Here is a 13,315-nt window from a genome sequence, read left to right as displayed (position 1 = left end):
CGCATGGCCGCGGCGCCGGCCGTCATTGAACCTCCGACACCGCCACGCCCTCTCGCCTTGGATCCGCGCCGCCGTCCCACCGACCGTCGCGCCACATCGCCCCGTGCAGGCCCGAGGTCTCGGTCGCATTGGGCCGCAGGCCGATCCCGGCGCTCGCCAGGGCTTGGCTGATGTCCGGTGCGATCCGGGCGGTGTCCGCCCCCACCATATCGCCGCGCACCACCAGATTGGGCAGGGCGATCGCCGTCTGCACCGGCAGATCCCAATCGATGATCCCGACCAGGGCCTTGGCCACATAGGCCAGGATGCTGGACCCGCCCGGCGAGCCGATGGCGCCCACCAGACGCCCCTCACGATCCAGGATCAGCACCGGCGTCATCGACGAGCGTGGCCGCTTGCCCGCCGCCACCGCATTGGCCGCCGGATGGCCGTCCTCCAGCGGCGTGAAGGAGAAGTCGGTCAGCTGGTTGTTCAGGAAGAAGCCCTCGACCATCCGGCCGTTGCCGAAAATGCTCTCGACCGTGGTCGTCATGCTGACGGCGTTCCCCTCGGCGTCGATGATGACCATGTGCGAGGTGCCGCCCGGCTCGGCCGTCTGGTCCTCGCCGCGCGGGGGCGAGCCCGTGGGCGCGCCGGCCGTCGCAGGACCGTTCAGGCTCGCCGCCAGGGCCGCTCGCGACGCGACATAGTCCGGATCCAGCAGGCCGGCGACCGGCACCCCGACAAAGTCCGCATCCCCGACATAGCGGTCCCGATCGGCGTACATCAGACGCTGCAACCGGCCGAAGGCAACCCAGGCCGCCGGGCTGTCGGGCCCCTTCTGAAGGTCCGGGGTCTGTTCGGCCATCTCCAGAAACTGCAACAGGGCCACGCCGCTGGACGGCGGCGGGGGCACGCAGACGACATAGATCCTATAGGGTCGGCACAGGGCGTCGCGGCGCAAGGGCCGATAGGCGGCGATGTCCGCCGTCGTCAGGCCGCCGGGACGCGGCCCCTCGGCCACTGTCCGGGCGATCTCGTCACCGATACGACCGCCGTAGAATAGGCCGGGGCCTTCGTCGGCCAGGGCCGCCACTGTCCGGGCGTAGGCTGGGTTCTTCAGGACGTCGCCGGCCTGATAGCGCCCGCCGTCCGGCCGGGTGAAATAGGCCTGGGCCCAGCGGCTGCGGGTCTGGGGCACGGGGCCGTTGATCATGCCGGCCAGGCGCGGGCTGACCTCGAAACCGTCCCGCGCCAGCCGCTCGGCCTCGCCGAACAGATCACGCCACGCCAGTTTGCCGTGATCCTTCTGCGCCATGGCCAGCATGGCCACCGCGCCCGGCGCCCCGGTCGACCGTCCCGACAGCAGGGCGTCGACGAAGCTCAACGGCTTGCCGTTCTCGTAAAACAGCTCCGGCGTGGCCGAGGCCGGCGCCGTCTCGCGGCCGTCATAGGCCGTCACATGCCCCGTGGCCGCCTCATAGCTCATCAGGAAGGCCCCGCCGCCCAGGCCCGACGACTGCGGCTCCACCAGGCCCAGCACCGCCTGCACGGCGACCGCCGCATCCACCGCCGAGCCACCGCGCCGCAGCACCTTCATCCCCGCCTCGACCGCCAGCGGATTGGCCGCCGCCACGAAGGGCCCGCGCGCAGGGGCCGCCGCCTGTGTCTGAGTTCGCGGGATCGCCTCTGCCCCGCTTCGCCCCGATAAGGAGCCGGTCTGGCACCCGGCGATCAGGACCGGAATGAGCAGGGCGGCGAGGCGACGGCGTGGAAAATACATGGCGTGGTCCGGACGAGGGAGGGCGTCGCCTCCCGACCTAGGCCCTCCCGGCCCCCGCGCCAACCGCCCGCCGCGCATAAACTGCACTCCCCCGCTTGCGCCCGCCGATTTCTACAGCTAAAGACCCGCCCTCGCCGCAAGGCAGCCGCACCCGTAGCTCAGCTGGATAGAGCACCAGACTACGAATCTGGGGGTCGGGCGTTCGAATCGCTCCGGGTGCGCCATCTCTTCTCATTGAAATCATTACGGTTCATCCTTGGGGTGAATGGCCGCTGGCGCGTTTTGGCGCGGCGGTTTGCAGCCGGTTTGCAGAATTGGTTGCCGAGGCGTTCTCGAAGCGGGCGATGGAGACGATCTGGGGGATGCTGCACCCGGCCTCGGCCAGCATGGTGATCGCCGTGCCGCGCAGGTCATGGAAGTGCAGCGGCGAACCCTCCATCCCCGCCGCCTTCATCGCTTGCCGCCACTGGCTCCCGAAATGGCGCTTGGTGTAGGGGCGGCCCGTCGTCGTCGTCAGGATTACCGCCTGGGTGCGCTCCATCCCGTCCAGCATGGTCCGCAGGGACTGGGTGCAGGGAATGGCGACCGGGCGCGCTTTGACGCCGCCGCGTCCGTTCTTGCCGATGCTAAGCGTCAGGCTCTCGCCGTCGTAATTGGTCCAGCACAGTTTCAGGATGTCGCCCTGCCGGAGGCCGGTGTGGAGGGCCAGGATCAGGGCGCGTTGCATCTCCAGCGGCGCGTTCGCCATGAAGGCCTCTATGTCGGCGGCTTGCCAGATCACATCCGCCCGGTCCGAGCGGTAGAGGCGCTTGAAGCCCTTGATGTAGTTCATGTCGATCTGGCCGTTTTGCACGGCCCAGCTCAACATCGCGGACGTGACGGACAGGCGGTAGTCCGCCTCACGCAGACCCGACTCCTCGGCGACCCGGTTGCGCCATTCCATGAAGGGCGCGCGGACGCGGGGATTGTTCAGCGCCGCGACCGGCATGTCGCCGAACTCTTCCTCGATGGCCCAGAGCTTGCGCTTGTATTCTCGCTGGGTGGTCTGCGCGAGCTGGGTGCGAAACTCCGGCGACCTCATGTAGTCGCGCACCAGGCCGGCAATGAAGCCGCGCGTGTTGCCGTCGCGAATCTGCTGTTCGGCCCGTGCATAGGAGGCCAGAAACTCCGGCGTCCCCGGCTCGCCCTCCAGCTTGGCGCCGGTGGCGCGGAAATAATGATAGCGGGCGACGCTGCCATCGCTGAGCCGCTTCTTGACGGTGTTGACGCCCTTAAGCTTGACGCGCATGGCGCTTGCGCTCCCAGGCGGCCAGGGGGTCCTGTTCTTCCTCAGCGGAGACGATGCCGCTCAACCGGTCCATCGTCTTTTCCAGCAGGACGCGGTCTATCCGGCCGCCGGGGAGGGTGGGCTTGGGGTATTCGCCTTTGGCGCGGGCCACGGCGAAACGACCTTCGCTGAGGCCAGCCAACTCCGCCGCCTGAGCCAGGGTGAGGCCGCGGCGGGTAATGTTCGCGGGCAGTTCAAATCGAGGTTTGGGCATCCCTAGGGTTGTTTGGTCCCAGGCTTTGATGGTGCAATCTTTTCCGCTGGATGGAAGGAAGCGCTATGGGCCAGGTACTCCACGCAAGCGCCCGCACGACAGAGGCAGTCCGTCGAGCGATACAGCATAGTCAAGAGAGCCTGAGGGCTCTGGCCAAGCGCCATGGGATCAACCAGAAGACCGTCGCCAAGTGGAAGAATCGGACCTCGGTCGCCGACTTGCCGACGGGGCCGACCGCGCCCAGATCGACCGTGCTGTCGCTCGAGGACGAGGCGATCATCGTCGCCTTTCGCCGGCATACGCTGCTGCCGCTGGACGACTGCCTCTATGCATTGCAGGCCACGATCCCGCATCTGACACGGTCTTCACTGCATCGCTGCCTGGCCCGTCACGGCATATCCAGGCTGCCGGAAGTGGAGGGCGACACGCCCGCCAAGAAGAAGTTCAAGGCCTATCCGATCGGCTACGTCCACATCGACATTGCCGAGGTGCAAACCGCCGAAGGCAAGCTCTACCTCTATGTCGCCATTGATCGCACGAGCAAATTCACCGTCGTTCAACTGGTCAGCAAGACCGGGAGAACTTCGGCGTCCGCATTCCTGGAAAGGGTGATCGAGGCGATCCCGTACAAGATCCACACGGTGCTGACCGACAACGGCATCCAGTTCACCTTCCCGCCGCGCTACGCTGAAGGTCCGACCGCACGCTTCATGACGCACATGTTCGACATGCGCTGCCAAGAACACGGCATCGAGCACCGGCTCACGAAAGTGAAGCATCCCTGGACCAACGGTCAGGTCGAACGGATGAACCGGACCATCAAGGAAGCCACCGTCAAACGCTACCACTACGACAGCCACCAGCAACTCGAAGCCCACCTCAACCTCTTCATCGACGCCTACAACTACGGCCGACGCCTCAAGACCCTCAAGGGCCTCACGCCCTTCGAGTTCATCTGCAAAATCTGGACAAAAGAGCCCGACCGATTCAGGATCAATCCGATCCATCAAAGCCTGGGACCAAACACCTAGGTCCAATCGACATTCAGGGATTCACACGCTGCCTGATGCGTGATTCATAGGTCTCCGCTTTGGCGGAGGTCTGTGATGGGCGTGAAGCGTTACGAACTGGATGAGGCGCAGTGGTCCCGGATCGCGCCTTTGCTGCCGGGCAAGGCGTCGGATCCCGGTCGGACGGGGTCCGACAACCGGCTGTTCGTGAACGGGGTGCTCTGGGTGCTCTGGGTGCTGCGGTCCGGCGCCCACTGGCAGGACCTCCCTGAGCGCTACGGCAAATGGAAGACGGCGCACAAACGCTTCAGCCGATGGGCGGCGGCGGGGGTGTGGGAGAAGGTCTTCGCCGATCTCGTCGAGGATCGGGACAACCAGTATCTGATGTTGGACTCGACCCTGGTGCGAGCTCACCAGCAGGCGACGACCGGCCGGGGCCTCTGGGCGGTGACGTGACCCCCTGAAACTCCTCCAGGAATAGCTAGAGTCCGCCCCTCGAGAGGACGGACAGAATGAAGAGATCACGGTTCACGGAAGAACAGATCATCGGGATCCTGCGCGAGCAGGAGGCCGGTGTTCCGGTGGCGGATCTGTGCAGGAAGCACGGGCTGAGCTCGCCGACCTTCTACAAGTGGAAAGCCAAGTATGGCGGCATGGACGTGTCGGAGGCCCGGCGTCTGAAGGCGCTGGAAGAGGAGAACGCCAAGCTGAAGCGTATGCTGGCGGACTCGATGCTGGACAACGTCGCGCTGAAGGATCTGCTGGGAAAAAGTGGTGACGCCCGCTGCGCATCGAGAGGCGGCGGCGCACCTGCAGTCGGCCTACGAGATGAGCGAGCGGCGGGCCTGCCGGGTGCTGGGCGTGGATCGGACGAGCGTGCGCTACCAGGCGACACGCCCGGACGACGACGGCGTCCTGCGCGATCGGCTGAAGGCTCTGGCTCAGGAGCGTCGGCGGTTCGGTTATCGTCGCCTGCACGTCCTGCTTCGGCGCGAGGGGCATGCGGTCAACAAGAAGCGGGTCCAGCGGATCTATCGCGAGGAGAAGCTGACGGTGCGCCGGCGCGGCGGGCGCAAACGCGCCATGGGCGCCCGGCGTCCACTGGAGATTCCCCTGGTCGCCAACCAGCGCTGGTCGCTGGACTTCGTCTCCGATCAGATGACCGATGGGCGGCGCTTCCGCATCCTGACGGTGATCGACAACTGCACCCGCGAATGCCTCGGGCTCGTCGCCGACACCTCGCTGTCAGGGCGACGGGTGGCGCGCGAGTTGGACGCCATCATCCTGCGGCGGGGACGCCCGGACACGATCACCAGCGAACCGAAGGTCGGCGCAGCCACAACGGCACGGAATATACGTCCAACGCCATTCTGGCCTGGGCGGACGAGGCCGGCGTCGGCTGGCATTACATCGCGCCAGGCAAGCCTCAGCAGAACGGCTTCAACGAGAGCTTCAACGGCCGCCTGCGTGACGAACTGCTGAACGAAACGCTGTTCCGATCACTATCGCACGCCCGTTCGGTGCTCGAAACTTGGCGGCGCGACTACAACGAAACCCGGCCGCACTCGAAGCTGGGATGGCTGACGCCGCAGGCTTACGCCGCAGGCTTACGCAGATGCGCTCAACGGACAGATCGGCCGGTCCGCTGCGCGGGTTGGAGGCTGCGCTGACCGGCCTCTTGCCAACACCACAAACCCCAGTTCAGATCACCAAAGGACTCTCGTTATCGCTGGATGAGAAACGGGGGTCACGTCAGGTGGGGGAAATTCGAGAAGTTCACAGTCAGTTTTTTTGGGGACTGTCCAAGAGCGTGTGACTAGAGCGTGCTTCCTTCACACGGAACCGTATCCTGAGTTGACGAGGTAGTTCGCACATTCGGCGGGGCTGAAGAGATTGATGATCTCTCCGGCCTTTCGCCATGTGGCTTCAAAGGTTCTGGGCTGGGCGTTGCGCATGAGGTGTTTGAGCTTGGCGAAGACCTGTTCGATGGGGTTCAGGTCGGGGGAGTAAGGGGGCAGGAAGATCATGTGTGCGCCCTTGGCCCTGACAGCGGCGCGGGCGGCCTTGCCCTTGTGACTGCCGAGGTTGTCGAGGACGACGACGTCGCCAGGCGACAGGGTCGGCGCCAGTATTTTCTCGATGTAGACGAGGAAGATCGCGCCGTTGATCGGACCATCGATAACCCAGGGCGCGTCGATCCGGTCATGGCGCAGGGCGGCGATGAAGGTCAGGGTTTTCCAGTGACCGAAGGGCGAGTGGCCCTTCAAGCGTCGCCCCCTCGGCCCCCAGCCGCGCAAGGGCGCCATGTTGGTCTTGACCCAGGTCTCATCCAGGAACACCAGTCGCGACGGGTCGATCCGCCCCTGATGCGCCTTCCAGCGTGCGCGGCGGCGCGCGACGTCAGGCCGGGCCTGCTCCTCAGGCAGCAGTGTTTTTTTTGAAGCTCAGTCCTTCAGCGTGCACGAACACCCACACCGCTCGCGGGCCGGTCTTGATCCCGCGCGCGGCAAGTTCGGCCGTCAGTCCTCTGAGCGTGAACGGCCCTGAGGCGATGCGGGTGCGCAGCCATTCGGCGCAGTCTCCTGATAGCGTGCGAGGCTTGTGGCCGCCGACCTGGCCCGGCGCCACCGAACCTGTCTCTCCAACTCGCTTCGTCCACTTGGACACGCAAGACGGACTGATCCGAAGCGCCGCCGCGATCTCCCGGTGTGTCTCGCCCTCCGCCTTACGCGCCAACGCTCGCTCACGAAGATCCATCGAATAAGGAGCCGTCATCCGGGCTGGCCTCCCATCCAGCACGAATGTTGAATCAGATCACCGCAAACTTGGGAATCCCGATTCCGTCAAAGCGAGCCATGCTCTAGTCACCCAGCCTAAATTATTGAAAATATTATTTAAGTCAAAAAGTGTGCGACGAGTCACCCAAGGGGGGAATGTTTCACTTTGCGAAACAACGACTTACGGCAAATCGCAGGTGTGCGTAGTGTGTGCCAGCCTTAGGGCTGTTTCACAGAGCGCGCCGACCAGGCGCTCCGAGCATAACGATCTGGGTTTATTCGGCACGCGGTAGGGCGCTCGACGCCTCTCGGGGCGGCCTTTCGGCCGAGAGAATGTGGCTCATTTCGAACCGCTGGTTCGTGTCGGCGCGACCACGTCTCAAGTTGAACGCCCCTCATCAAGGAACGACGATGAGGGGCGAAGGAGGGAAGGGCGTCGCCTCTAGGACGTGAGCCACATGGCTTACGGCCAACCGTCTCCCCGCTTCGTGAGGGCCTTGCGGCCCATTTCGGGCATGCTGTCTCTAGGATTTCGGCACCATGCTCCGGCACTGATCGAAATGTGTCCACTGCGCGCGGCCAAACGGTCTGGATAACGTCCTGGACCGCGCATGCGGCGCCCAGAATGCGCCAAGCGGGCCAGCGAAAAGCGCTCGATCATCAGCAATCGCGGAAACTCTGCCCCGTTTGCTTCTAACCGAACCGTTCTGGGGGACGCGATCATGGATACGGCGCTTCGTTCCATCCGGCCGCTGCCGTGCTGAACTGAATTTTACTCGGCGCTCCTGGAGATTGTTTGTGCAGCGCAGCAAAACGCTGGAGGATGAATCGTGATCGGTGCTATGCAGATCGCGGTGTCTAAGACATCAGGGGGCTTTCAGATGATTGTGTCGGGTGACCGAGGTTGCGGCGTGACCTTGCTCCGCCCTCGCCGTTTTGGCGACGCGCGTGGCTGGTTCATGGAGACCTATTCGGAGGCTTCTGCGCTGGCGGCGGGCATCGACGCGCGGTTTGTGCAGGACAACCAGTCATTCTCGGCCTTTGAGGGCACGGTCCGGGGGCTTCACTATCAGCGGCCGCCGCATGCCCAGGCCAAGCTGGTGCGGTGCGTGCGCGGATCGATCATGGACTATGCGGTGGATATCCGGCGGGGATCGCCGACCTATGGCCACCATGTGGCGGCCAAGCTGACCGCCGAGGGCGGCGAGCAGTTGTTCGTGCCGGTCGGTTTCGCCCACGCCTTCATCACCCTCGAGCCGGACGTCGAGGTCGCCTACAAGGTGACCGACGTCTATGCCCCGGACTGCGACGGCGGCATCGTCTGGAACGACTCCACCATCGGTATCGACTGGCCCCTCCCGGAAACTGGCGCGGTCCTGTCCGACAAGGATAAGGTCCTGCCGACCCTGGCCGAATTCGACAGCCCGTTCGAGTATGATGGCCGGCCGCTCGAACCCCTGCCTACGCTCTGACCTGAACCCTGACTGAGAGACAACCGATGCGTATCCTGGTCACCGGCGGCGCCGGTTTCATCGGCTCGGCCCTGGTGCGGCGGCTGATCGAGCATACGGACCATGAGGTCCTGGTCTATGACAAGCTGACCTATGCGGGCGTGCTGAGCTCGCTTGAACCGGTGGCCTCCAGAAACCGCTATTCCTTCGTCCAGGCTGACATCTGCGACGCCGAGGCCGTGTCCAAGGCCCTGCGGGAGTTCAAGCCTGACGTGGTCGCCCACCTGGCGGCTGAGAGCCATGTCGATCGGTCGATCGACGGGCCGGGCGAGTTCATCCAGACCAATATGGTCGGCACCTTCGTCATGCTGAACCAGACCCTGGGCTACTGGCGCGGGCTGGATGACGTCGCCAAAGAAAACTTCCGCTTCCACCATATCTCGACCGACGAAGTGTTCGGCTCGCTGGGCGAGGACGGCTTCTTCACCGAGACCACCCCCTATGATCCCCGCTCGCCCTATTCGGCGTCCAAGGCGGGGTCGGACCATCTGGTGCGGGCCTGGGGCCATACCTATGGCTTGCCGGTGCTGGTGACCAACTGCTCCAACAACTACGGCCCTTATCACTTCCCCGAAAAGTTGATCCCGCTGATCATCATCCGGGCCCTGAACGGCGAGCCCCTGCCGGTCTATGGCGACGGATCGAATGTGCGCGACTGGCTGTTCGTCGACGACCATGCCCGCGCGCTTCAGGCCGTGTTCGAGACCGGCACGCCCGGCGAGACCTACAACGTCGGGGGCAATGCCGAGAAGAAGAACATTGAGGTGGTCACCGCCATCTGTTCGATCCTGGACCGGTTGCGGCCCAAGGCCGAGGGGCATTACGCCGACCAGATCACCTATGTGACCGACCGGCCGGGCCACGACCATCGCTACGCCATCGACGCCTCCAAGATTCGTTCCGACCTGGACTGGACCCCGTCGGTGACCTTCGAACAGGGCATTGAACAGACGGTGACCTGGTATCTGGAGAACCAGTCCTGGTGGCAGGACATTCTGGACGCCCGCTATTCGACCCAGCGCCTGGGCGTGGCCAATGGCTGATCCCGTCCACATCCTGATCACGGGCGGGGCCGGTCAGGTGGGACTGGAGCTCCAGGCCGCCGCCTGGCCCGAGGGCGTCGTGTTGCACGCCCCGACGCGGGCCGAGCTGGACCTGGGCGACGCCGCCTCGGTCCGGGCCGCCTTCGCCGCCACCCCCTTCGCCGCCGTGATCAACTCCGGCGCCCATACGGCGGTGGACAAGGCCGAGACGGAGGTCGCCGCCGCCTTCGCCGCCAACGCCATGGGGCCGGCGGTTCTGGCCGACGCGACGCGCGAAGCTGGCATCCCGCTGATCCAGGTCTCGACCGACTATGTGTTCGACGGGTCCAAGGACGGTTTCTATGTCGAGACCGATCCGGTCGGGCCGCTAGGCGTCTATGGCGCCTCCAAACTGGCGGGCGAACTGGCGGTGCGCGCCGGCAATCCGCGCTCGGTCGTGCTGAGGACGGCCTGGGTGCTGAGCGTCCACCGCGCCAACTTCCTCAAGACCATGCTGCGGCTCGCCGCCGACCGGCCGGCCCTGCGGGTGGTGGGCGACCAGCACGGCTGCCCGACCTCGGCGCGCGACATCGCCCAAACGCTCAAGACCATCACGCTCAAGATGATCGCCGACGCGGACGCCCCGACCGGCGTCTATCAGTTCGTCAACGCCGGCGAGACCACCTGGGCCGGACTGGCGAGCGAGATCTTCGCCCTCAGCGCCGCCGCAGGTGGTCCGTCCGCCTCGGTCGAGGCCATCCCCGCGTCCCAGTACCCGACCCCGGCCAAGCGCCCGTCGAACTCACGCCTGTCGACCGAGAAATTGACCCGAGACTACGGGATTGCGCCCCGCCCCTGGCAGGCCGCCGTCGCCGAGATCGTCCACGAACTCCACGCCGAAAGGACCCACCCATGAAGGGCATCATCCTGGCCGGAGGATCGGGCACCCGCCTGCATCCGATGACCCTGGTCACTTCGAAGCAGCTGATGCCGGTCTACGACAAGCCGATGATCTATTATCCGCTGTCGACCCTGATGCTGGCCGGCATCCGTGAGGTGCTGATCATCTCCACCCCGCGCGATGTGCCCAGCTTCCAGGCCCTGCTGGGCGACGGTTCGCAGTGGGGCATGGAGATCCAGTACGCGGTCCAGCCCAGCCCCGACGGCCTGGCCCAGGCCTACGTCATCGGCGCGGACTTCGTGGGCGACAATCCGTCGGCCCTGATCCTGGGCGACAACATCTACTACGGCCACGGCATCACCGCTCTTTTCACCTCGGCCATGAGCCGGCCCGAGGGGGCGACGGTCTTCGCCTATCATGTCAACGATCCGGAACGGTACGGCGTGGTCGCCTTCGGCCAGGACATGCGCGCCCTGTCGATCGAGGAGAAGCCGGCCCAGCCCCAGTCGAACTGGGCCGTTACGGGCCTGTACTTCTACGACAAGGACGTGGTCGAAATCGCTCGCGACCTGAAGCCGTCGGCCCGCGGCGAGCTGGAGATCACCGACGTCAACCGCATCTACCTGGAGCGCGGCAAGCTGTCGGTTGAGATCATGGGCCGGGGCTACGCCTGGTTGGACACCGGGACACCGGACAGCCTGATCGAGGCGGCTGAGTTCGTGCGCGTGCTCGAAAAGCGCCAGGGCTTCAAGATCGCCTGCCCTGAAGAGGTGGCTTTCCAGAAGGGCTTCATCGATGCCGCCAAGCTCGAAGAACTCGCGGCCAAGCTCGGAAAGAGCACATATGGCGCTTATCTGAAAGACGTGGTGCTCCGGCAGTGCGCGCCCTCGTCTCAGCGGCCGTAGGCATACCGTGTCGAACCATACAACCGTCGTTTCGGATATGCGCTGGCCGGCGGCGACCGGTATTGGTCTTGTCATGGACGCAGTGGTTAGCAGAAAACCAAACAACGTCGATATTTACGCTCTAGACATTCAAGGCTCTATCGGAAGTCCATTATCTCCGATCCGTCTCTCTGTTGCTGCGGCTAAGCAAAATACGGGCGACGTGTTCTGGAGTGCGGGTTTTGTTCCGCCGGCATGGTGTAATATTCCATCGGTTGTGACCGTTCACGATTTGACACATCTGCACTATTATGGACCTGCCAAGAAGTTATATTATCAAACGGTATTTCGTCCGCTGTATAAGCGTATGAAGGCCGTTATCTGTGTGTCTGAATTCACGCGTTGTGAGTTTCTCGAATGGTCTGGGATGGATCCATCTCTCGTTCACACGGTACACAACGGCTCGGATCCAGCGTTTGCAGCAAATAGAAGGGCGTTGGATCTCGGTTATCCGTTTGTTCTCTATCCGGGTAACCATAGATCATACAAGAATTTGCAGCGCTTGATCAGGGCGTACGCGATCTCCGCTCTGCCCAATATGGGTGTTCACCTCGCGATGACGGGGCGTCCCAACCCCGAAGTGGACGCCTTGGCGCTAGAACTGGGGGTCGCAGACAAAGTCCATGCACTCGGTTTCATTGAGCAGGCCGATGTGCCGGCTTTGTATCGAGCGGCGGAAGCGATAGCCTATGTGTCTCTATACGAAGGGTTCGGGCTTCCCATCATAGAGGGGATGGCGTCGGAAACGCCGGTGCTCACGTCCAACGTATCCGCCATGCCGGAAGTAGCAGGAGAGGCGGCGGTTTTGGTGGATCCACTCAATGTCGAAGCGATCGCACATGGACTGGATCGGATTGTGACAGATACGGAGTTGAGGGGGCGATTGTCGGTCGCTGGCCTTAAGAGGCTTGAAGATTTCGATTGGAATCGGAGCGCGGCGGATGTGTGGAATATCGTCAGCGGGGTCAAGTCATGATGTGGATTCAACCGAGGCGGGCGACATGAGCCGCGATAAGCAATTAGGCGTCGTCATCGTCAACTACCGTACGGCGGATCTGACGATCCGTTGTGTTGAATCAATTATTCAGCATGGCATCGCTACGTCTCAGCAAATCACCGTGGTCGATAACCTTAGCCCCGACGACTCAGTTGCTGTGATTTCTCAGGCTCTGCCGAATATATCGCTTGTCGCTTCTGACACTAATGCGGGCTTTGGGGCGGGGGTGAACATTGGAGTTCGAGAGAGCGACGGCGACGTCCTATTGATTTTGAACCCCGACACTTATTTCGAGATGGACAGCGTCACCCCCGCTTTGGCGCTCATTGAAGCAGATCCAAAGATTGGGCTTTTAGGATTGGATTTGGTTTATCCCGATCATACTCGTCAGTATTCTTCGCGCCGTTTCTACAGCGTGCTTGATATCGTGGCTCGACGATTGGGTGTTGGAACTGTGTGGCCGTTCACCAGGGTGGTTGATCGGCACCTGATGCGTAGCGCGTGGGTTTCGAGCGAGCCGTTCGATGCTGAGTGGGTCATGGGGACGGGGTTTTTGATCCCGCGCGCGGTCTACGAAGAGGTTGGGGGCATGGATGAGGCCTATTTCCTCTATATGGAGGATGTGGATCTGTGTGCCCGGGTTTGGCGAGCAGGTTATCGCGTGGTGTGCGCCCCTGGCGCGCAGCTCGTGCACGACCATCAAAGGTCAAGCGCGGCAAGCCCTTTGAGTCGGGCCGGACGGGCGCACATGCACAGTCTTTTGCGGTTCAGGAAGAAGTTCGCCCTGCCTTTCCTTCGTCCGCCAGGAATAAACCGAGTGATCCATGCTCAACGAAGAGGGGGGTGGTAA

Annotated in this window: 11 protein-coding genes, 1 tRNA gene and 2 pseudogenes; 10 read left to right on the top strand and 4 right to left on the bottom strand. The window is 63.7% G+C overall.

What is annotated here, in order from left to right; all coding sequences use genetic code 11:
• Positions 1 to 22: 22 nt before the first annotated feature.
• Positions 23 to 1,762, bottom strand: a complete 1,740-nt coding sequence (locus OU998_RS00135) for a gamma-glutamyltransferase family protein (RefSeq protein WP_267514831.1) — start codon at positions 1,760 to 1,762, stop codon at positions 23 to 25.
• A 147-nt stretch (positions 1,763 to 1,909) separates the two neighbouring features.
• Between OU998_RS00135 and OU998_RS00130 the strand changes: the two genes are divergently transcribed.
• A tRNA-Arg gene (locus tag OU998_RS00130) sits at positions 1,910 to 1,986 on the top strand.
• Between the two features lie 26 nt (positions 1,987 to 2,012).
• On the opposite strand, the gene OU998_RS00125 is transcribed toward OU998_RS00130, so the two are convergent.
• Both OU998_RS00125 and OU998_RS00120 read right to left on the bottom strand, forming a co-directional pair.
• Entirely contained in the window at positions 2,013 to 3,050 is a 1,038-nt protein-coding gene (locus tag OU998_RS00125; RefSeq protein WP_267514830.1) for a tyrosine-type recombinase/integrase, read from the bottom strand.
• Positions 3,034 to 3,303 (bottom strand): hypothetical protein, encoded by a 270-nt coding sequence (locus tag OU998_RS00120; RefSeq protein ID WP_267514829.1) that lies wholly within the window; start codon positions 3,301 to 3,303, stop codon positions 3,034 to 3,036. Before OU998_RS00120 ends, OU998_RS00125 begins: the two co-directional genes overlap by 17 nt.
• A 65-nt stretch (positions 3,304 to 3,368) precedes the next feature.
• Here OU998_RS00120 and OU998_RS00115 point away from each other — a divergent pair, with 65 nt between their 5' ends.
• The 3 genes and pseudogenes from OU998_RS00115 (at position 3,369) to OU998_RS00105 (ending at position 5,983) form a co-directional block, all read left to right on the top strand.
• Entirely contained in the window at positions 3,369 to 4,334 is a 966-nt protein-coding gene (locus tag OU998_RS00115; RefSeq protein WP_267514828.1) for an IS481 family transposase, read from the top strand.
• Between the two features lie 81 nt (positions 4,335 to 4,415).
• Positions 4,416 to 4,751 (top strand): annotated as a pseudogene (locus tag OU998_RS00110) (IS5 family transposase); the annotation flags it as partial.
• Positions 4,752 to 4,825: 74 nt separating this feature from the next.
• Positions 4,826 to 5,983, top strand: a pseudogene (locus OU998_RS00105) (IS3 family transposase).
• A gap of 162 nt (positions 5,984 to 6,145) precedes the next feature.
• Here the strand turns inward: OU998_RS00105 and OU998_RS00100 are convergent.
• A protein-coding gene (locus OU998_RS00100; RefSeq protein ID WP_267513427.1) for an IS630 family transposase occupies positions 6,146 to 7,088 on the bottom strand; the annotation gives its coding sequence in 2 pieces (ribosomal slippage) (positions 6,146 to 6,751 and positions 6,753 to 7,088; 942 coding nt in all).
• Between the two features lie 883 nt (positions 7,089 to 7,971).
• Between OU998_RS00100 and rfbC the strand changes: the two genes are divergently transcribed.
• From rfbC to OU998_RS00070, 6 genes are read left to right on the top strand one after another with little or no spacing between them, the layout of a single operon-like run.
• Complete coding sequence (rfbC, locus tag OU998_RS00095; RefSeq protein ID WP_267514827.1) at positions 7,972 to 8,562, top strand: dTDP-4-dehydrorhamnose 3,5-epimerase; 591 nt, start codon at positions 7,972 to 7,974, stop codon at positions 8,560 to 8,562.
• Between the two features lie 26 nt (positions 8,563 to 8,588).
• Entirely contained in the window at positions 8,589 to 9,644 is a 1,056-nt protein-coding gene (gene rfbB / locus OU998_RS00090) for a dTDP-glucose 4,6-dehydratase (RefSeq protein WP_267514813.1), read from the top strand.
• Positions 9,637 to 10,539 (top strand): dTDP-4-dehydrorhamnose reductase, encoded by a 903-nt coding sequence (gene rfbD, locus OU998_RS00085; protein WP_267514812.1) that lies wholly within the window; start codon positions 9,637 to 9,639, stop codon positions 10,537 to 10,539. The genes rfbB and rfbD overlap by 8 nt, the downstream gene beginning before the upstream one ends.
• Positions 10,536 to 11,429, top strand: a complete 894-nt coding sequence (gene rfbA / locus OU998_RS00080) for a glucose-1-phosphate thymidylyltransferase RfbA (protein WP_267514826.1) — start codon at positions 10,536 to 10,538, stop codon at positions 11,427 to 11,429. The genes rfbD and rfbA overlap by 4 nt, the downstream gene beginning before the upstream one ends.
• Positions 11,430 to 11,436: 7 nt before the next feature.
• On the top strand, positions 11,437 to 12,444 hold the full coding sequence (locus OU998_RS00075) for a glycosyltransferase family 4 protein (RefSeq protein ID WP_267514825.1): 1,008 nt from the start codon (positions 11,437 to 11,439) through the stop codon (positions 12,442 to 12,444).
• A gap of 25 nt (positions 12,445 to 12,469) precedes the next feature.
• Positions 12,470 to 13,315, top strand: a complete 846-nt coding sequence (locus OU998_RS00070) for a glycosyltransferase family 2 protein (RefSeq protein ID WP_267514824.1) — start codon at positions 12,470 to 12,472, stop codon at positions 13,313 to 13,315.

The sequence above is a fragment of the Brevundimonas sp. SL130 genome, from assembly GCF_026625805.1.
Taxonomy (GTDB): Bacteria; Pseudomonadota; Alphaproteobacteria; order Caulobacterales; family Caulobacteraceae; genus Brevundimonas.
This window is presented reverse-complemented; position numbering and strand designations above follow the sequence as displayed.